Origin of the sequence: Corynebacterium uberis (assembly GCF_020616335.1) — a bacterium.
Lineage (GTDB): Bacteria > Actinomycetota > Actinomycetes > Mycobacteriales > Mycobacteriaceae > Corynebacterium > Corynebacterium uberis.
Genome location: NZ_CP085051.1, coordinates 506,220 through 524,198 on the forward strand (window position 1 = coordinate 506,220; position 17,979 = coordinate 524,198).

Annotated in this window: 16 protein-coding genes; 12 read left to right on the forward strand and 4 right to left on the reverse strand. The window is 64.6% G+C overall.

Features of this window, described 5'->3' with window-relative positions:
* The first annotated feature begins 128 nt into the window (after positions 1-128).
* The 5 genes from LH390_RS02335 (at position 129) to LH390_RS02355 (ending at position 5,578) form a co-directional block, all read left to right on the forward strand.
* Complete coding sequence (locus tag LH390_RS02335; RefSeq protein ID WP_227280774.1) at positions 129-1,496, forward strand: PAS domain-containing protein; 1,368 nt, start codon at positions 129-131, stop codon at positions 1,494-1,496.
* A 33-nt stretch (positions 1,497-1,529) separates the two neighbouring features.
* Positions 1,530-3,095: a glutamine-hydrolyzing GMP synthase gene (gene guaA, locus LH390_RS02340; protein ID WP_227280773.1), complete on the forward strand. Its 1,566-nt coding sequence runs from the start codon at positions 1,530-1,532 to the stop codon at positions 3,093-3,095.
* Positions 3,096-3,102: 7 nt separating this feature from the next.
* Positions 3,103-3,561, forward strand: coding sequence for a DIP1984 family protein (locus LH390_RS02345; RefSeq protein ID WP_227280772.1), 459 nt, complete (start codon positions 3,103-3,105; stop codon positions 3,559-3,561).
* 117 nt (positions 3,562-3,678) lie between these two features.
* Positions 3,679-5,262, forward strand: coding sequence for an inorganic phosphate transporter (locus LH390_RS02350; protein WP_227280771.1), 1,584 nt, complete (start codon positions 3,679-3,681; stop codon positions 5,260-5,262).
* A gap of 121 nt (positions 5,263-5,383) precedes the next feature.
* Positions 5,384-5,578: a hypothetical protein gene (locus LH390_RS02355; protein ID WP_227280770.1), complete on the forward strand. Its 195-nt coding sequence runs from the start codon at positions 5,384-5,386 to the stop codon at positions 5,576-5,578.
* 319 nt (positions 5,579-5,897) lie between these two features.
* Here LH390_RS02355 and LH390_RS02360 read toward each other — a convergent pair whose 3' ends face one another.
* Positions 5,898-7,256: an NtaA/DmoA family FMN-dependent monooxygenase gene (locus LH390_RS02360; RefSeq protein ID WP_227280769.1), complete on the reverse strand. Its 1,359-nt coding sequence runs from the start codon at positions 7,254-7,256 to the stop codon at positions 5,898-5,900.
* Positions 7,257-7,364: 108 nt separating this feature from the next.
* Entirely contained in the window at positions 7,365-8,924 is a 1,560-nt protein-coding gene (locus LH390_RS02365; protein WP_227280768.1) for a PspC domain-containing protein, read from the reverse strand.
* Between the two features lie 153 nt (positions 8,925-9,077).
* Between LH390_RS02365 and LH390_RS02370 the strand changes: the two genes are divergently transcribed.
* From LH390_RS02370 to LH390_RS02380, 3 genes are read left to right on the forward strand one after another with little or no spacing between them, the layout of a single operon-like run.
* Positions 9,078-10,289, forward strand: a complete 1,212-nt coding sequence (locus tag LH390_RS02370; protein WP_227280767.1) for an ATP-binding protein — start codon at positions 9,078-9,080, stop codon at positions 10,287-10,289.
* Positions 10,290-10,312: 23 nt separating this feature from the next.
* Complete coding sequence (locus LH390_RS02375) at positions 10,313-10,987, forward strand: response regulator (RefSeq protein ID WP_269961676.1); 675 nt, start codon at positions 10,313-10,315, stop codon at positions 10,985-10,987.
* 47 nt (positions 10,988-11,034) lie between these two features.
* Positions 11,035-11,265 carry a hypothetical protein gene (locus LH390_RS02380; protein WP_227280765.1) on the forward strand — a complete coding sequence of 77 codons (231 nt, stop codon included), beginning with the start codon at positions 11,035-11,037 and terminating at the stop codon, positions 11,263-11,265.
* A 55-nt stretch (positions 11,266-11,320) separates the two neighbouring features.
* On the opposite strand, the gene LH390_RS02385 is transcribed toward LH390_RS02380, so the two are convergent.
* Positions 11,321-11,737, reverse strand: coding sequence for a hypothetical protein (locus LH390_RS02385; RefSeq protein ID WP_227280764.1), 417 nt, complete (start codon positions 11,735-11,737; stop codon positions 11,321-11,323).
* A 100-nt stretch (positions 11,738-11,837) separates the two neighbouring features.
* Here LH390_RS02385 and LH390_RS02390 point away from each other — a divergent pair, with 100 nt between their 5' ends.
* Together LH390_RS02390 and LH390_RS02395 are read left to right on the forward strand one after the other, a co-directional pair.
* Entirely contained in the window at positions 11,838-12,626 is a 789-nt protein-coding gene (locus LH390_RS02390) for a hypothetical protein (RefSeq protein WP_227280763.1), read from the forward strand.
* Positions 12,623-14,197 carry a DNA polymerase Y family protein gene (locus tag LH390_RS02395; RefSeq protein ID WP_227280762.1) on the forward strand — a complete coding sequence of 525 codons (1,575 nt, stop codon included), beginning with the start codon at positions 12,623-12,625 and terminating at the stop codon, positions 14,195-14,197. The genes LH390_RS02390 and LH390_RS02395 overlap by 4 nt, the downstream gene beginning before the upstream one ends.
* A gap of 1,320 nt (positions 14,198-15,517) precedes the next feature.
* On the opposite strand, the gene LH390_RS02400 is transcribed toward LH390_RS02395, so the two are convergent.
* A complete protein-coding gene (locus LH390_RS02400; protein ID WP_227280761.1) occupies positions 15,518-16,177 on the reverse strand; it encodes an AMIN-like domain-containing (lipo)protein in 660 nt (219 codons plus the stop codon).
* Between the two features lie 70 nt (positions 16,178-16,247).
* Here LH390_RS02400 and LH390_RS02405 point away from each other — a divergent pair, with 70 nt between their 5' ends.
* Positions 16,248-16,967, forward strand: coding sequence for an ABC transporter ATP-binding protein (locus tag LH390_RS02405; RefSeq protein ID WP_227280760.1), 720 nt, complete (start codon positions 16,248-16,250; stop codon positions 16,965-16,967).
* Positions 16,964-17,977 carry a hypothetical protein gene (locus LH390_RS02410; protein ID WP_227280759.1) on the forward strand — a complete coding sequence of 338 codons (1,014 nt, stop codon included), beginning with the start codon at positions 16,964-16,966 and terminating at the stop codon, positions 17,975-17,977. The genes LH390_RS02405 and LH390_RS02410 overlap by 4 nt, the downstream gene beginning before the upstream one ends.
* Positions 17,978-17,979: the final 2 nt, after the last annotated feature.

The window sequence follows — 17,979 nt, forward strand, 5'->3', positions numbered from 1 at the left end:
AGGACAGCAAGCAGCAGTCACCCCCGTATGGGGTGAAATGCCTGTAACCATGGACGATCCCACTACACTGCCTGTGAAACGCAGACCCTCCCTGAACAGATGAGTTGACTGATTACATGTGCCCAGCTGTGTCCGATCAAACTTTGTCTACCCACGGCAATAAGAACCCTGTGGGCGTCAATGATGTGTTCTTTTCCGCCACAGATGAAGCGGGTCACATCAAGGAAGCCAACGATGTCTTCGTGCGGCTGTCGCAGTACAGCCGAGAAGAGTTGGCGGGTGCCCCTCACAACATTATTCGCCATCCTGCCATGCCGGCCGGCGTGTTCCACCTGATGTGGAGTGAGCTCAAAAACGGCCGCGCCTTCGCTGGTTATGTGCGTAATCGCGCTAAGGATGGCTCCACCTATGACGTGGTGGCTACGGTCACCCCGTTGGATGAGGGCGGTTACCTCTCCGTGCGTACCCGCCCGTTGACCAAACTATCCCTCAAGGCGATGGGCCTGTACAACCAGATGATCGCCGCCGAAAAGGAGTTGGCGGACGAGGGTCTGGGGCGGCGTGTGTTGGCGGAGCGTAGCTGCGGCAACCTCGGCGAGCTGCTGACTGAGGCCGGCCTGGAAGACTATCGCGAGTTTGAGTACCAGGTGCTGCCGTCTGAGGTGGCGGATCGGGAGCGTCACGGGGATGCCCTGTTTGATGCCCCTGAGGCCACGGGAGAGGCCCGAACGCTCATCGATGCCATTGCTGCACTGCACCGGCAGTTGGACGCGTCTATGGAGGCCCAGCGCACCATCAAAGACACGGTCGCTGAGCTGGCTGCCACGGGCGATCAGCTGCGCGCGGAGATGGATTCTTCTAAGCGTGTGGCCGAGTCGATGGAGAACGTGGATATCACCGGTTTCCAGCGCACGCTGCTGCTGACCCCGTTGCAGATTTGGGTCAACATGCACGGCATTGTGGTGGACTACCTCAAGGACCTCATTGACCTGACCAGCCAGTTGGCGCGGGTGTGTGGCCGCACGCGGTTCACCATCGCGCTGGCGCGCCTGCATGCCACGATGGCATCGCGTTTCGCGGTGGACATCGCGCAGGGTGCGCAGGGGTTGGATGAGGCGGCGTCGGCACGCTCCTTGCGTATTTTGGCCTCTGCGGTGCGTTCTGGCCTCCGCGAGATGGACAATCAGGTGGCCACCCACCAGCGTTTGTCCGCGCGGGCGGCGGCGAAGATCGGGTCGGTGGTGCGCATCATGGAGCCGCCGAATGAGATGATCGATAACTGGCTGCAGGTCACGGACAAGGATTCGCTATCAGAGCAGACCCGGGAGCTTGTCGACGCCGTCGCGGCCGCCCTCGAGGGCGCCAACGGTGCGACCTCCCGGTTGCAGGATCTTGTCAGCGCTCTCGATGGCGGCATCGAGCATGATGCGGACGCGCTGCGCGACCTTGCTCAGAAGGTCACGGAGTCCGTGGAACGCTACACCGACGGCTACTAATGGGGACCGGGGCGCTGCGGTAGGCTGTGGCGTGTGACTGAGCAGATTTCCCGCCCCAACCCCGTCCTCGTCGTTGATTTCGGCGCGCAATATGCGCAGCTCATTGCGCGCCGCGTGCGTGAGGCACGCATCTATTCCGAGGTCGTGCCGCACACCATTTCCGCCGCGGAGGTTCGCGCCAAGAATCCGGCCGCGCTGGTGCTGTCTGGGGGGCCGTCCTCGGTGTATGCGCAGGGGGCGCCGAGTCTAGATCCGCAGATCTTTGAGCTTGGCATTCCGGTCTTTGGCATTTGTTATGGTTTCCAGCTGATGACCCGCGCGCTGGGGGGCACGGTGGCCTCCACCGGGCAGCGCGAATACGGGCGCACGGACGTGCAGGTCTGCGGCGATGGGGGCGTGCTGCATGGCGGCCTGGATTCCACGCACAAGGTGTGGATGAGCCACGGGGATGCGGTTTCGCAGGCCCCGGAGGGCTTTAGCGTGACGGCGCAGTCTGCGGGCGCCCCGGTGGCGGCCTTTGAGGATACGTCGCGGCGCATGGCTGGCGTGCAGTACCACCCGGAGGTGCTGCATTCCCCGCACGGGCAGGAGGTGCTCACGCGCTTCCTCACCGAGGTTGCCGGTATTGCTCAGGATTGGACCCCGGCCAATATTGCGGAGGAGCTCATCGCCGCTGTGCGCGAGCAGGTGGGCGCGGGGCGCGCCATTTGCGGGCTGTCCGGCGGGGTGGATTCGGCGGTGGCGGCCGCCCTCGTGCAGCGCGCCATCGGGGACCGGTTGACCTGCGTATTCGTGGATCACGGCCTGTTGCGTAAGAACGAGCGCGAGCAGGTCGAGCAGGACTTTGTTGCCGCCACCGGCGCCCGGCTGGTCACGGTGGATGAGCGGGAGGCCTTCCTGGATAAACTCGCCGGGGTCACCGAGCCGGAGGCCAAGCGTAAGGCCATCGGCGCGGAGTTCATCCGCAGCTTTGAGCGCGCCGTCGCCGGGGTGCTCGAAGGCGAGCAGGTGGACTATTTGGTCCAGGGCACCCTCTACCCGGATGTGGTGGAGTCTGGCGGCGGGACGGGCACCGCGAACATCAAGAGCCACCACAACGTTGGCGGCCTGCCGGATGATGTGGAGTTTGAGCTGGTGGAGCCGCTGCGCCTGCTGTTTAAGGATGAGGTGCGCGCCGTCGGCCGCGAGCTGGGCCTGCCGGAGGTCATTGTCAACCGCCAGCCCTTCCCGGGCCCGGGCCTGGGCATCCGCATCATCGGGGAGGTCACCCAGGAGCGCCTGGACACCCTGCGGGAGGCGGATGCGATTGCGCGCGAGGAGCTGACCCGCGCGGGCCTGGACGAGCAGATCTGGCAGTGCCCGGTGGTGCTGCTCGCCGACGTCCGCTCCGTGGGTGTTCAGGGCGATGGCCGCACCTACGGCCATCCGATTGTGCTGCGCCCGGTGGCCTCGGAGGACGCCATGACGGCGGACTGGGTGCGCATCCCCTATGACGTGCTAGAAATCATCTCTACGCGCATCACCAACGAGGTCCCGGAGGTCAACCGGGTGGTCCTCGACGTCACCTCCAAGCCCCCGGCAACCATCGAATGGGAGTAATTTACCGATGATCCTTGCAGAAGCCCTTGCTGAGCGTGCCGACGCCCAGCGCCGCCTCGCCGCGCTCAAAGAACGGCTCTCCCGCGTCGCCCGCATCCAGGAGGGCGAGACCCCGGACGAGGACCCCGCCGCGCTCCTCGCGGAAGCTGAAGAAGTCCTCGACCGTCTGACCTGGCTGATCCGAAAGATCAACGCCACCAACTCTGCCACCGCCTTTGACGAGCAGCACTCGCTCAGCGATGCGCTGGCGCTTCGCGACGCCGCCGCAGCTCGCCGCAGGCTGTACTCCGAGCTTGCGGAGGCGGCGTCGGCACGCCAAGACCGCTACTCCCGCAGCGAGGTGCGCTTTGTTGCCGCCGTGGATGTGGCCGCCACGCAGGCCAAGGCCGATGCCGCGGCCCAGCGTTTCCGGGAGCTGGACACGGCGATTCAAAAGCTCAACTGGCAGGTAGAACTCACCGAGTAATCAGGATTATGTAAGAGTTCACCTGTTTGTAGCGCCAGATTTGCCTGGGGGCTATTCCGGGGTGTCACCGTGGACGGGAATGCGATCCTTCCCGCCCTCCGACACCTAGGAACCCCCATGGCTTCTCCCACTACACACCGCTCCACGGATTGGGCCTGGCACGCCGCCTTTGGCATCCTCTCCGCGGTAGCGCTCATTGCCTTTCTGCTCTGGTCCTTCCAGTACGTAGGCTCCACAACCAACAGGATGCTGCTGGTCACCGCCATCGCCTTTGCCATTTTCATGGCATTCAACATCGGCGGCAATGACGTGGCCAATTCTTTTGGCACCTCCGTTGGTGCCGGCACGTTATCCATGAAACAAGCGCTGGTCATCGCCGCGATTTTTGAAGTCTCCGGGGCGGTGCTCGCCGGCGGTGAGGTCACCGACACGGTGCGCTCCGGGATCGTGGACCTGGGGGCGATGACCTGGCTCGACCCGCTCGAATTTGCCTACATCATGATGGCCGCTCTGCTGGGCGCGGCCATCTGGCTGTTGGTGGCCACGCGGCTGGGCTGGCCGGTGTCTACCACCCATTCCATCGTCGGCGGCATTGTGGGCGCTGCGCTCACGGTTGGCTTCTTAAGTGGGCACGGCGGCTGGGCCATGGTCCAGTGGGCGGAAGTCGGTCGCATTGCCATCTCCTGGGTGCTCTCCCCGCTACTCGGCGGGGTGGCCGCCTACCTGCTCTTTGGCGCCATTAACCGCACGATCCTGGTCTACAACGCAAAGGCAGACCAGCGGCTGCGGGAGATCAAGACCGAGCGCGCCGAGCTCAAACACCGCCACAAGGCCGCCTTTGAGCGCCTGGGGGAGCTCCAGCAGATCTCCTACACCAACGCCATGGTGCGCGACGCCACCACGTTTTCTGACCCCGACTACGATGCCAATGACTTAGAGTCCGAGTACTACAAGCAACTCCACCGCATCAATACTGAGGCCACGAGCGTAGACGCCCACCGTGCGCTACAAAACGGGGTGCCCCTGCTGGCCGCCGGCGGCTCCCTAGTCATCTCGGCGATGATGCTGTTCAAGGGCTTGAAGAACCTGCACCTGGACTTTTCTGCGTTCCAGAACCTGCTCATCATGACCATGATCGCAGCCGTGGTGTGGATGGCTGTGTACATCTTCGCCCGCTCGCTCAAGCGCCAGGACCTATCCAAGTCCACGTTCCTGCTATTTAGCTGGATGCAGGTCTTTACCGCCTCGGCGTTTGCCTTCAGCCACGGCTCCAACGACATTGCCAATTCCATCGGCCCGTTCGTCGCCGTGCTGGACGTGATCAAGACCGGCGAGATTTCAGAGAAAACCTCCGTGCCCATGGCCGTCATGGTGGCCATGGGCGTCGCGCTGATCTCCGGGCTGTGGTTCATCGGGCGCTACGTGATCAAGACGGTGGGTTCAGGCTTGACCGAGATGCACCCGGCCAGCGGGTTTTCCGCGGAGCTGTCTGCCGCCGCGGTGGTCATGGCGGCCTCGTTGCTGGGCCTGCCGGTGTCCTCCACGCACATTTTGATCGGCGCAGTGCTCGGCGTGGGCATTGTGAACAAGGCGGCCAATTGGAATCTGATGAAGCCGATTGCCACCGCCTGGGTGATCACCCTGCCGGCATCGGCACTGGTTGCGGCGGTCACCGTGGCGGGGCTGCGGGTGATCTTCTAAGACAAACCTGTACAGGCAGACCCTTGCGGTGATGTGCGCTCGCCAGTACACTTTCAGCACTACGTTGCTTCGGACACATTGTCCCGCTCTTCTTCAGGAGCGTTTTGGAGGAGGAACGACCGTGCCTGACACGCCGACCGAGAGCCGAATAGAAGGCCGCGCCTGCCTGCTCGCCATCTGTGTGATGCAACTCTTTTACGTAGAAACCCCGTGGTTGCGGGTCTTCGACGTCGTAGTGGGCAGCATCATGGCCGTGCTCATCGCCCGAGAATTGTGGCGGCGCCGCCAGCACAGTGAGCACACCCAGCGGCAGTAGCAACAAGCTATAGTGAGAAACTGCGCAGACGCCGCTCGCCTTCGGGCGGGCGGGGCTGTCGGCCACGGCGTGGTGTGCGTCAGCGAGTGCAAGGCTGAACGCCGCACCAGCCTTATTGTGCGGCACAGTACCCGCGTGGGGCCCGCGGGACCCTCTTTATACAGAGCAGGGCCCAATATGGTGCACACGGGCACGGTGTACAAATAACCCCTTACTACCGCGCACTGGGGCGCACGCCACGCGGCCGGGTAACGCAGCGATCCCTCGCTTCGGGCTTTCACGCCTTGGGGCGGGGGATCGTTTTTCGTGCGCCTCGTGCCTAGCTTTCTTCGCTTTCGTCGCGGAATGCGGCGCCAGGGTGCGGGGCGGCAAGCCAGTCCGCTCCCGTGACGCGGGCGCGCAGGGTGGTGGGGGAGGGGGCGTCGGCAAGCAGCCCGCGGCGACGCAGCTCGGGGCAGATGAGCTCGCAGACTGCCTGCATGTCCTTGTCGCGCAGCGCGTAGTCGATGTTGAAGCCGTCCACCCCGGCGACCTCCATCCAGCGTTGCAGTTCATCGACAACCTCTGCTGGGTTGCCCACCACCACGGGCCCGCGCCCGCCGATGGCCATCTGGGCGGCAAGCTCGCCGACGGTCCACTCGTGGTCGGGGTCCAGCGCGGTGAAGGATTGCGTGGCGGACCGGTTGCCGTCGATGTCACCGTTGCGCGCGATGACGGCGGCCAGCGGCTCATCCGGGGAGCAGCCGGCAAGGTCCAGGCCCGTCCATCCGGCGAACAGGGCGAGCGCGGCCTGGGGGTCCACGCAATCGAGGTAGGACTGATAGCGATCCTGGGCGGCGGCGGTGGTCTCAGCAGTGATCAGGGTGATCGACGCGATGGTCTTCAGCGGGCGCCCTGCGGCTTGCTCGTGAGCCGCGCGTACCAAGGGGGCCACGTTTTCCGGAGTGGTCCCGGAGAAGAACAGCGCCTCAGCATGCCGGGCGGCGAATTGGATGCCGCGCGGCGAGGACCCGGCCTGGAAGAGGAAGGGGGTGCGCTGCGGGCCGGGCAGCGCCACGGCCGGGCCGTGGACATCAAACCAGTGGCCGGAGTGCTCGACGGGCCGGATGCGCGCCGGGTCCATGTAGGTATTGGAGGCGACGTCATGGACCAGGGCATCCGGGGCGATGGAGCCCTCCCACAGGGCGTAGACCACGTCCATGAACTCGTCGGCGCGATCGTAGCGCTGGTCGTGGGGCAGCACCTCGCCGCCAGCGTTGTGGAGGGCCTGGGGCTGGTAGCCGGTGACGATATTCCAGGCGATGCGCCCCCGGCTGAGGTGATCCAGGGTGGTCAGCCGGCGGGCCAAAAGATAGGGCGACTCGTAGGTGACGTTGCCGGTCACCCCGAAACCAATGGTGCTGGTGGCCTGGGCTAGGGCGCTGATCAGCATCATGGGATCAAGCAGCGGGTATTGCATGCCCGCACGCACGGCGGTCGCGCCGGAGCCGCCGTAGACGTCATAGACCCCGGCCACATCGGCAAAGAACATGGCATCAAAGCCGGCCTTTTCTAGCATCTGGGCGTGGCGGACCCAGAAGTCCACGTCGCGGTATTGTTCGGTCTGGGCATCCGGGTGGCGCCACAGTCCGGCGGTTTGGTGGGTGGGCACGAGCATGTCAAGGGCACAAAGAAGCATGGATAGCATTGTGCCCCCGCCACGGGCCTGGCGGGGGCACTTTGGCATTTTCAGAAGGGTTTTCCACGGCCCCGCTCCCGGACGTGATCCAGGAGCTGGGCTGTGGAGCTAGTGCGCAGGGGTGGCCTCAGTGAAGGTGATGGGACCCATGTAGGAGGACACGTTGAGCGTCAACGTAGCCCCACCGGCGTCGGGGTTGTAGGTGTGGTTGGTGCACGTGCCGCCGCCTTCCGGCCCGAAGCAGTTGATGCGCACCGGGATGGAGCTGGGCAGCGCGACGTTGAGTTCACCGGCCCGGGCGGTGAGGTCTACGGTCCGATCGGAGGGCAGCTTTTTCAGGTTCGTCAGATCAAGCGTCTTTGGGTTGGTGCCGGTGCGGTAGCTTTCGGCCAGGTCCGCGGAGGTGGCCGGCGCCCAGCTATACGGCGAGGCGAGCAGGGACTCGTCAGTTCCCCAGGAGTCGTAGACGTTGACGGCCGCCCACAGCACCGCGCCGGCCACGCACAGCCCAAAGATGACGGATGCGGTCAGTGCGGCCAGGGTGCCTACCACCCAGGGCCACACGCGCCGGGGGCGCGGGGCCGGCTGCGCGTAGGCGACTCCTGCCGGAACCATGCCGGTGGCGGGGATGCCCTCCGGGGGCAGCTGCCACGCGGCTGCCTGGGCGCGAGCCTCGGCGGCGCTAAAGGGCGCGGCGTCGAAGGACGTGGTGTCAAAGGCGGCGGGTTGTGCCGACAAGGCCGGTGCAGGCTGCGCGCCCTGCGCATCGGAGATACCGGAAGTTGTGGCAGTATCGGAAACCCGCGCGGCACCTCCAGTACCTGCAGCACCGGAAGCAGTAGTGCTCGCGGTGGGGGAGGGGGCGTCGTGAAGCGAGACCGTAGGCTCGCCGGCGGGGCGTTCGGGTTGGCCAGGAGTGGGGGGAGTAGTCATGGGAACTTCCTGTGGAGTGTGGGTGTGAAAGAGCAGCCAGCCGGCGAGGGCGAGCACGGCAAAAACGCCGAAGCTGGGGAACCCGAGGATCCAGAATCCGGTGGTTAGGCTGAACAGCAGATCGACCAGGAGCACGATGTAGAGCGTCCAGCCGACGCGGCGCTCATGCTTGTACGCCGGGTGGTGGGCGTAGGTGGAAAACACCGTGGCGGAAAAGGGGCTGGTGGGCGCGCCGCGGCGGGTGAGCACGCCCCAAGCGATGAGGTAGATGGGGACGGTGCCCAGCCCGCAGATAGCGCCGAAGACAAAGAAGACGCGCAGCAGCGTGGGGTCTACTTGGTAGCGCACGCCGATGCCTTCGCACACGCCGCCGAGGCGTATTCCGGATTCGCCGGGGGCCTTGGGGATGCGCTCGGGGCGGTTGGCCCATAGCTGGGAGAGCGCCGACGGCGCGGCGGCCTGCGCAGCAGCGGCCTGGGGCGCGGCGGCCTGCTGCGTGGCAGTGGCCTGCGGCGCATCCTGCGGTACCGCTCCCGCTGATGGCTCAGCCTGCGGCTCGGTCTGCGGCTCGGTCTGCGGCTCGGCCTGCTGCTCAGCGTGGGGCGCATCCTGCGGAGTGCCCTGCTGCGTGCCCTGTTGCTGTGGCGCTGACGCCTGCGGCTTCGGCCCCGGAGTGGGGCGCCCGATGGCGCTGCTGCCGGAAGGGGGTGTTGGCTGTGGCGTGGACTTCGTCATGGTTCCCATTGTCGGCGCGCATGGACAGGAAAGATATAGGGAAGTGTCTGTAAAAATCCCCGGGTGTTCTGGGGTGTTCTGGGGTTCTCCGGGGTGAGGATGGGGGAAAACCCTGATGATCTCCCCCAGGTGGGGGTGGAACAATGGGGTGCTATGAGTTCTCACCCGTATGCCGGCGCCTATGGCGGGCCCACGCAGCCCAGCCCGTATCCGCGTTTTTCTCGCCCCGCCCAGGGCACGGTGTTGGTGGGGGTTGCCGCGGGTGTGGCGCGCAATCTTCGGGTGGATGTGGCCTGGGTGCGGTTGGTGCTGGTTGTGTTGTGCGCTGTCCAGGGCTTGGGCCTGGCGCTGTATGCGGTGTTGTGGCTGGTGTCTCGGCGCGATGTGGACCCTGGTGTTGGTGCGGGTGACCAGGTGGCGCCTGTTTCGCCGCTGCGTGATCGTTTTGGTTTGCCGTGGGTGGTGTGGGCTGCGGTGGCAGGTGCGGGGGTTGTTTTGGCGCTGGTGGCGTTGAGTACGTATCAGGGTTTTAGTGGGGCGAGTGTGGTGCCGTTGGTGCTGGGCATCGTGGGGGTGTTGTTGGTGTGGCAGGCGGTTGATGTGGATTTGGGGGTGGGGTCGGCGACGTCGCGGGTGGCGGTGGTGTTGGGGGCGTTGTTTGTGCTGGTGGCGATCGTGGCTGCGACGCTGATGTGGGGTCGTGGTGGGGCCGTGATGGCTGTGGTGATTACTGCGGTGGGTGTGGGGGTGTTGGTGGCGCCGGCGCTGGTGCGTCTGTGGGGCAATCTTGGCCAGGAGCGTGCGCAGAAGCTTGCTGCGGATGAGCGTGCGCGCATCGCCGCGCACTTGCATGATTCGGTGTTGCAAACCCTGGCGTTGATTCAGCGGCAGTCTGGGGATGCGCAGGTGGTGGCGCGGCTGGCGCGGCGCCAGGAGCGGGAGTTGCGCCAGTGGCTTTTTGATCCTTCGGAGAAGCTTCAGCCCTCCGTGTTTGCGGCCCTGACTCATGCGTGTGGGGAGGTAGAAGACGCTTTTGGGGTGCGCATCGCGCCGGTGACGGTGGGGCAGGACCGGGATACTGATGCCGCTACCCAGGCGGCGGTGTTGGCTGCCCGGGAGGCGATGGTCAATGCGGCTAAGCATGCGGGGGTCGCAGAGATTGATGTGTATGCGGAGCTTGTGGGCGGGCGTTTAGAGATCTTTGTTCGGGATCGTGGCTGCGGCTTTGATCAGGAAACGGTGCCGCTGGGCGATGGGCTGCGTGAGTCGGTGTTCGCCCGGATGAAGCGCGCCGGGGGGACGGCCACGGTCACGTCTACCCCGGGAAGTGGCAGCGAGGTGGTGGTGGCGGTGCCGGTATCGTGAGTGCCATGGTTACTGTGGCTCCGGTGCGGGTGTTTTTGGTGGATGACCACTCGGTGTTTCGCTCCGGCGTGCGCGCGGAGTTGGCCCAGCGGGTGGAGATCGTCGGTGACGCTGGCACGGTGGCGGCGGCGATTGCGGGTATCAATGCCACCCGCCCTGATGTGGTGCTTCTCGACGTCCACATGCCCGACGGCGGCGGAATGGCCGTCATCCACGGGGTCACCGTTGCCACCACCTTTTTGGCGCTGAGTGTCTCCGATGCCGCAGAAGACGTCATCGCCGTGATCCGTGCCGGGGCCCGCGGTTACGTGACCAAGTCCATCTCTGGGGAGGAGTTGGCGCAGGCCGTGGAGCGCGTCCACTCTGGGGATGCCTATTTTTCTCCGCGGCTGGCGGGCTTTGTCCTGGATGCCTTCGCCGGGGGCGAGGTCATTGAGGATACCTCGGATCCGGTTCCCAACGAGCCGACTGCGGCGGATCCTGTCGCCCAGCATGATCCGGTTGTCGATGCCTTAACGCGCCGGGAGCTAGAGGTGCTGCGGCTGCTGGCGCGCGGCTACACCTACCGCGAGATTGGCACGCAGTTGTTCATCTCTGTGAAAACGGTGGAGACGCATGCCTCTAATATCTTGCGTAAGACCCAGCAGTCCAACCGCTATGCGCTGTCGCGGTGGGCGGCGTCGCGGGATTTGGACTAGCCGCGGCCGCGCGCCGCGCTATAGGCCCTGCTAAGGAGCACCTTTTTATGAAGATCTTTCACATCGACCCCGTGCGCAGCCTGCTCTTTGCGGTGGTGTTTAGCATCATTTTGTGCTGGCAGGCGAACCTGAATTGGATGTGGTGGCTACCCACCGGGCTGGTGGTGTGGGCGGTGTTTTATGTTGCCAACGTGGCCTACGTGGCCATTAATAACAAGATCCAGCAGGTGGCCGCCGATCAGCGGGAGCGGAATCGGCCAGGTTCCGGCAGGGCCTAAGGGGAGTATCGGGGCTGCTAGCGTGCGGGGCTGTTAGCTTTTGTTCCGCTGGTGGTTAATCGACAAACGCCAGCACTCGGGTGCCATCAACGTGGGGGAAGACCAGCCACATCCAGCCAAAGATGCCCACAAAGACGAGGATAGAGCCCCAGAGTGGAAGCGGGGCGAACGCGGGAATGATCATCAGGGTCAGCCAGACGAGGAAGAGCGGGATGATTTGGCCTAGTCGGGGGGTGTAATGCAGGTTGCGCTTGTCCAGGAAGGCGCGGATGTCGCGGCGGTAGGGGTGGGAGAAGATCAGCAGGCAGGCCGCGGCGATGAAAATGAGCATGAGTGCCAGTTGGATGGCGTGGGAGAGGTCGAGGGACAGTGCGGCGACTCCGGCGGCAATGAGCGCGGATCCTCCCAGCCGGACGGGCTCGGGCGTGGGGATGGGGGTGGTGTGTGCGCGCATGGTGGAGTAGCCGTTCATGCCGGTCAGACTACCAGTTGACGGGGGCGGTCATGCGGCGCAATAATCGTACCCAGCAATAGAACAGGTGTACGTATAGGCGCGTGGGGAGGTGGTGCGAGTGGGACTACGGCAGGTCGGCGACGCGGATCGCGCCGCGGTCATTGCTTCCCTGCGCAAGCAGATGGGGGCGCTTGCTCCGGCGCCAGACCTGGGCGCGAAGCGTCGGGCCTTAGGCCCGGAATCTCGAAGCGGCGGCGTTATTAGTACGCCAGAACCGCTGGCTGCGGCGATTCCGGCGGGTGGGTTGCCCCGCCGCGCGGTCACGCAGGCCTCTGCGTGCGCGGCGCTGGTCGTGGAGCTTGTGGCTCACGCAACCGCCTCAGGGGCGCGTGTGGGGGTGGTGGGCTGGCCGGAACTATCCTTTGCGGCAGTGGCCGCCTCTGGCGGTGATCTCGAACGGGTGATCGCTGCTCCGCTGCCAGGTCCGGACGCGCTAGGGATCGCCGCGATCTTGTGCGAAGGCCTTGACCTGGTGGTCTGCCATGCGCCTTCCCCGGTGCGGCTGACCCCAACACAGATGCGCCCGGTGGCCGGGAAGCTGCGCGTTGGGCAGGCGGCCTTGCTGTGCGTGGGGGTGGAGGTGCCTTCGCCGGCGCTGCGTTTGGGCGCGCGGGTGACCCAGGTGCATGGTTTGGGGCGTGGGACTGGCCGCATTCGAGGGGTAGACATCGCGGTAGACGTGCAGGTCAAAGGGGTACCTGCGGGTGCGGTGACACTGCGTGTGGGCACGGCAGGGCAGGCATCAGCAGGACAGGCATCAGCTGAGCAAGCATCGACCGGGCAGGCATCGGCGACGCAGTCTCCGGCAGGACAAGAATCATCGGCCCGTCGGCTGCGTGCGGTATGAGCGGGCAGCGGGTGGCCGCGCTGTGGTTTCCGGACTGGCCGGCGCAGGCCTACGCCCTGGCCAGCGATGACGGCTCCGCGCTGGGGACGCGCCCGGTGATCATCGCACGGGACCACCGGGTGCTGGTGTGCAGCGTGGCCGCGCGCCAGTCCGGCGTGCGCCGCGGGATGCGGGTGCGCCAGGCGCAGGCCCTGTGCCCGGGGGTGGAGGTGGCGTCGGTAGATGAGGAACGCGACGCGCGCTTCTTCGAGCCGATTGTCTCTGGGCTCGATGAGGCCGCCGCGTCGGTTGAGGTGCTGCGCCCGGGGTTGGTGGTGGTGGAGCTGGGCGCGGCGGCGCGTTTCCACGGCGGGGAGGATGCTGCCGCGCAATTGCTTATCGACGCCGCCCAGCGCCGCGGCATCGACTCCTGCGTCGGGATCGCCGATGAGCTCGCCACCGCGATCCTCGCCGCGCGCGCAGGCAGGGTGGTCCCCCCGGGCGGGTCCCGCGCGTTCCTCTCCGACTTGCCGCTGCGGGTGCTGGCGGCGGAGGTGGCGCTGGGCTGTGGGAAGGGGGGCGTCGATAAGCTGCACCAGCTCGGAGTGACCACCCTGGGCCAGCTTGCGCAGCTGCCGGTGCGCGCGGTGACCACCCGATTTGGTGCACAGGGGCGCCGCTGCCACGACATCGCCTGCGCAGTGGCTGACCGGCGCGTCGCCCCGGATGCGTCACCTGTCGATCTTGCTGTGAGCATGCGCCCCGAGCATCCCATCGAGCGTGTCGACGCCGCCGCCTTCGCCGCCCGCACACTCGCCACAGCACTGCACCAGCGCCTGGCGGCAGCGGGATTGAGCTGCCAACGGCTGCGCGTCACCGCCGAATTCGACTACTCCCGCCAACGCTCGCGCATCTGGCGCACCCGGGAAGCGCTGAGCGAATCGGACACGGCCCAGCGCGTGCGCTGGCAACTCGACGGCTGGCTCACAGCCGGAGCAACAGGACCGCTGACCGCGCTTTACCTTGATCCCGTAGAGGCCAGCCCGCCCGACCCCGCAGGACCCCTGTGGGGTGCAGACACCGGCACCCAGGCACAATCCCGGGTGGTCAGCCGCGTGACCGCCACCTTAGGAACCGACGCAGTAGTCCAACCCCGCCTGGCTGGCGGCCGCGGAGTTGCTGAACGCATTGCCCTGATCCCCTACGGCGATGACCCCACCCCTGCGACCACCGCCGAAGAAGGGCGTTGGCCAGGCCGGATCCCCCCACCGCTGCCCACACGGATGATCAGCCCCACCCACCCCGCCAGCGCCATTACCGTGCTGGATGGGTCCGGACAGCGCGTGCTCATCACCGCAGAAGCCCTCCTCAGCGCACCGCCAGTTGGCGTGGCCTGGGCGGGGGCACGCTACCGCGTCACCGGCTGGGCCGGGCCCTGGCCGGTAGACGCCCAATGGTGGGATACCGCCACCGGCAGGCCCAGGCTCGCCCGGCTGCAACTGAGCGGGACGGATCCGCGTACCGCCGAGCAGCGCGCCTGGCTGCTGGTGTGGGTCGAGCGCACCTGGCGGGTGGAAGGGATGTATGAGTAGGCGCTTGGAACCGCGCGGAGGAAAGGGCGCCGTTAGCGTGCCAACTGTGCGTAATCATCTTCCCAAACCTGCCCGAAAAATTCAGAATTGATACGTCCTCAGATGTGGGTAGGCAACGTAGACGGTGATATTCCCTTTTGGTCCAGGTGTGTGGCAACAATTCTTCAGACAAGGGAAGAACGTTGGACAAGGCTGTCCAGAGTTCGGGAAGGCGCGTGTTACCCAGATTGCATGGTGGAGTCTATTTTTCGGGGAATCTTTGACTTATGTGCCCCTCGGTCGACCGGACTCTCTTGATCTCCCCACGGTTGATGATCCTGGGCGTCGCGACGGTTGGCTGGTACCCTAGCGATATATCTACTGAGATAGCGCTGGTTGCTCTCGTTAGGACAAGCATTGGTGGAGGTTAGCTCTCTAATAGGTCCTACCGAGGAGGGCCTGGGGCGTTACAAAAATTGCAATTATCTGTGGGGATGAGAGTCAGTGATTTATAGAAATAGATTTGTAGTACTACTTCCTGTCGTTGCAGTTATGATGTTATCTGGTGCTCTCGTGTCCTGCAGCGATGATGAATCACATCAATTGATAGGGCCAGATACTTCTGTAGTGTCTGATCGTGGTGAAAGTGGCGCCCCGGTTGAGGGGTTAACAAGTGATCCAAGACCGACTTTGCCTAGTTCAGAGAAAGATGAGCCAAGTAAGTCTCCCGAAGCTACTGAGTCTCGTGTTTCCATGGGTAGCGAAAGTGGTCTCCCGGAAAACTTCTCGAACAATGGCGCTACTCCCGGAGAAGCGGGGTTTATGAGCCACCAAACATGGGCTTTGACAAAATGGTCGAGCCGAGCTGGGGCCATCGTTTTCGATGATAGTGCTCGGGGGGTTGTGACTAGGTATTATTTCCCTGGATCCGTTGCTGAGGGGCCAGAAATTAACGATGAATCAGTTTTGAAAGTTGTAGATATTAAAGGTCACCCCAACCAGGGTGAGATTTATGCTCGCGTATTGGAATCGCGCCATTACAACGATGCGAACGGCGGCGCACCATTCGCGGTTGGAGATATAGTAAAGTTAACGGTCGAGAGGGGTATACTGTATGATCCGGATGGAAATCTATATTGCTCAGATTACACTCTAGACTCGGCTAATGCATGTAACGTATAAGACCTGCTATTTTTGCCGGTATGTCTTGTAAATTCCGGAGTGTGAGGAACTTCCTTTATTTGTTCCGGTACTTGAGTTTGGCGCTCCATATAGTGTGATGAACCAGGTGAGCGGTAAGGCGTGCCAACTTGAATCCGTTATGGGATTAAGCCCCAAGCCTCATCGCACCAGGTCGATGACCAGGCGGGTTGGCCCTTGGAGGACTTGTACGGAGTAGGGGACGCGTTCGCCAAGGCCAACAATGTACTGGGCGCGGCCTTCAAACATGCCGGCGCTAATAACCTCGGTCACGTTGCCGTCTTCTATGCCATCAACGTGGGTTGGTGCCGTGTCTTCCACGCCGGCCTCAAAGGGGTAGGCGGTGCCGTCAATGTTGACGTTGAGAGCGGTGGTGCCTGTGTAATTGATGACGTGCCCGGAGGCCTGTTGGGTGGGCCGGTCGGTGTAATCCACGAACCATCCGGGTTCACCTTGGCCAACAAATTCGAAAACCACGCGATCAAAGCCCTTGTGGTGTCCGGTGCGAATCTTGGTGACTACGAGCTGATTGGGTGCCTTGGGGCGCTCGGTCTTGCGCTCGGTGTCGGCGTTTCCTAAGGGGGTCAGGCCCGCGGGCGGGGTGCGATCCGGCCCGTCCTCGGTGTGTGGCTCGTCCGCGCTTGGCGAGCTTCCCACGCTGCCTAAGGTCGTTGCCTGCGCATCCGTGGGGGTACTGCCGTGCGAGCAAGCGGCAGTCCCGGCGACCAGGGCTGTCATGGCGCTCAGGGCGCACAGGCGTGCGGCGCGCCGCCAGGCGGGGGTGCACATCGCGAAAGGCATGATTCTTACCGTATATGCCGCCGGGCGGATCCGGAAGAGTAAACGGTCTACCCGGGGGTGACAGGAGGGGGTGACCATTGGTGGGGTGCTTATCGACGCCCCGGAGCATCCGCAGGCACGTCCCGCAGCGAGGGCACAATCCAGCGGTAATCTTGGGCGCAGAATCCATGTTGACGTGGTCACAGGGGATGACAGCAGCCGTAAGGAGGAGCGCGTGATTGATGTCGATTGTGTCATTGGGCACGCCGGTCACGCCTTGGGCCATGTTCGGGTGCAGTGGCCGGCGGGGTGTCTGGTGGCGCTGACCGGGGCGAATGGTTCAGGCAAGTCAACGCTGTTGGCAACCATCTCCGGGGAGGTGGAACCGCTTGCCGGGCAGGTGCGTACGCAAGCCCGCGTGGTCAGGATCTCCGAGCCGGTCTTTTACCCAGAACTTAGCATCGGCGAGCATTGTCGCCTCCTGCGCCGGTGCCAATCCCCGGCGGAGGAAGAGTTCATGGTGGCGCGGTGGCGGCTGGCGGAGATCCTGCGGGTGCGCCCTGGTCAGCTTTCGTCTGGACAGCGCCAGCGGGCATACCTGGCGACACAACTAGCTGTGGTCCAGCCGCACAGCGTGGTGGCTATTGATGAGCCTGAGCGCCACCTGGATGCGCAGTGGACCGAGGAGTTGGTGCGTTACCTCCGGGAGCTTGCCACCAACAAAGGATGCTGCGTGGTTGTGGCGACCCACCACGAGCAGATCATTGCGTCCTGTGATGTCACCTCCACCATGCAGGACCTGGTGTCATGAGCTTTTTTGACGTGGTCGATCGCGTGACGGACAGGATTTATCCGCTATTTGTGTATTCCATGATCGCCGGTGCGTTGGGTACGGCGATAGGTGCGCTCACGCATCCACCGGCGAGTTTTGCGGCCCCCGGCCCGCTGGCGCGATGGTTCGCGGCTGTGCTTATTGCCGCGGTGTACGTGTTCATGGCTCAGCGCCTTGCCCCGCTGGTGGGGATCACCGAGGAAGATTGGGTATGGAAGCTCCGCGGTAGCGATCGGTTGCCCCGCTGGGACAGGGTGTCGGCGGTGCAGTGGGTCGCGGCCAGCGTCGTTGGGGCGGCATTAGGTGCCTGTGCGGGGTGGTCGATCACGGCAAGTGTGGTGAGCGGCGCGGTCGTGGGGGCGGCGAGGGTCGGATATGGGTGGGCGTGTGCGCGTCACTGGCGGGTGGCACACCTGCTGGAGGCGGGCCGCCGCCGCTTCCTGGTGACGCACTTCTTTTCCTTCCAAGATTCGGAACTGGTCTCAGATGCGCTAGCCGTGGCGTGGCAGGGTGCTCGCCCGCCCCGTACGTGTGGGGCACCCGTGGCGGTCAGCCGCTTGTTGCGCCGGTACTACCTGGTACTGATTGCGGTGGTTGTGGCCTTGTGGTCGTGGGCGCTGGCGCCAGCATACGGCGGCTATGGTCTGACCGTGGCTGCGGGCGCCTGGATGCTGCTGGCGCCTGCCTGGTTCCGTGTCGGGGACTTCACCCGGTTAGTTGATTCCAGCCCGGAGCGATGGGTGCTGCTTGGCGCCCATTCCGTGGTGGGCGTCCTGCTTCTTCTTGTTGCTGGCATGGGGGCGTTGGGGATAGCCATCAGCGTTGTGGCCTGGTGGTATGCGGGGATTGTGCGGGGCCGGCCGCGCGTGGTTTCTGACCTGACGGTGATGGATACCGGGCAGGGGTTGTCGGTGTCGCCGGAGATTGTGGGCTACTACGTGCGCGGTCTGTGGCCGGTGGCGGCTGTGTTGTGGGTGGCTGCGCGCTAGTT

What these genes read in the sequence shown, in the direction of transcription:
- LH390_RS02385 (WP_227280764.1), bottom strand. Translation starts at nt 11,737, where the DNA reads ATGAACGGCTACTCCACCATGCGCGCACACACCACCCCCATCCCCACG.
- LH390_RS02370 (WP_227280767.1), top strand. Translation starts at nt 9,078, where the DNA reads ATGAGTTCTCACCCGTATGCCGGCGCCTATGGCGGGCCCACGCAGCCC.
- LH390_RS02400 (WP_227280761.1), bottom strand. Translation starts at nt 16,177, where the DNA reads ATGCCTTTCGCGATGTGCACCCCCGCCTGGCGGCGCGCCGCACGCCTG.
- LH390_RS02345 (WP_227280772.1), top strand. Translation starts at nt 3,103, where the DNA reads ATGATCCTTGCAGAAGCCCTTGCTGAGCGTGCCGACGCCCAGCGCCGC.
- LH390_RS02350 (WP_227280771.1), top strand. Translation starts at nt 3,679, where the DNA reads ATGGCTTCTCCCACTACACACCGCTCCACGGATTGGGCCTGGCACGCC.
- LH390_RS02395 (WP_227280762.1), top strand. Translation starts at nt 12,623, where the DNA reads ATGAGCGGGCAGCGGGTGGCCGCGCTGTGGTTTCCGGACTGGCCGGCG.
- LH390_RS02380 (WP_227280765.1), top strand. Translation starts at nt 11,035, where the DNA reads ATGAAGATCTTTCACATCGACCCCGTGCGCAGCCTGCTCTTTGCGGTG.
- LH390_RS02410 (WP_227280759.1), top strand. Translation starts at nt 16,964, where the DNA reads ATGAGCTTTTTTGACGTGGTCGATCGCGTGACGGACAGGATTTATCCG.
- LH390_RS02365 (WP_227280768.1), bottom strand. Translation starts at nt 8,924, where the DNA reads ATGACGAAGTCCACGCCACAGCCAACACCCCCTTCCGGCAGCAGCGCC.
- LH390_RS02360 (WP_227280769.1), bottom strand. Translation starts at nt 7,256, where the DNA reads ATGCTTCTTTGTGCCCTTGACATGCTCGTGCCCACCCACCAAACCGCC.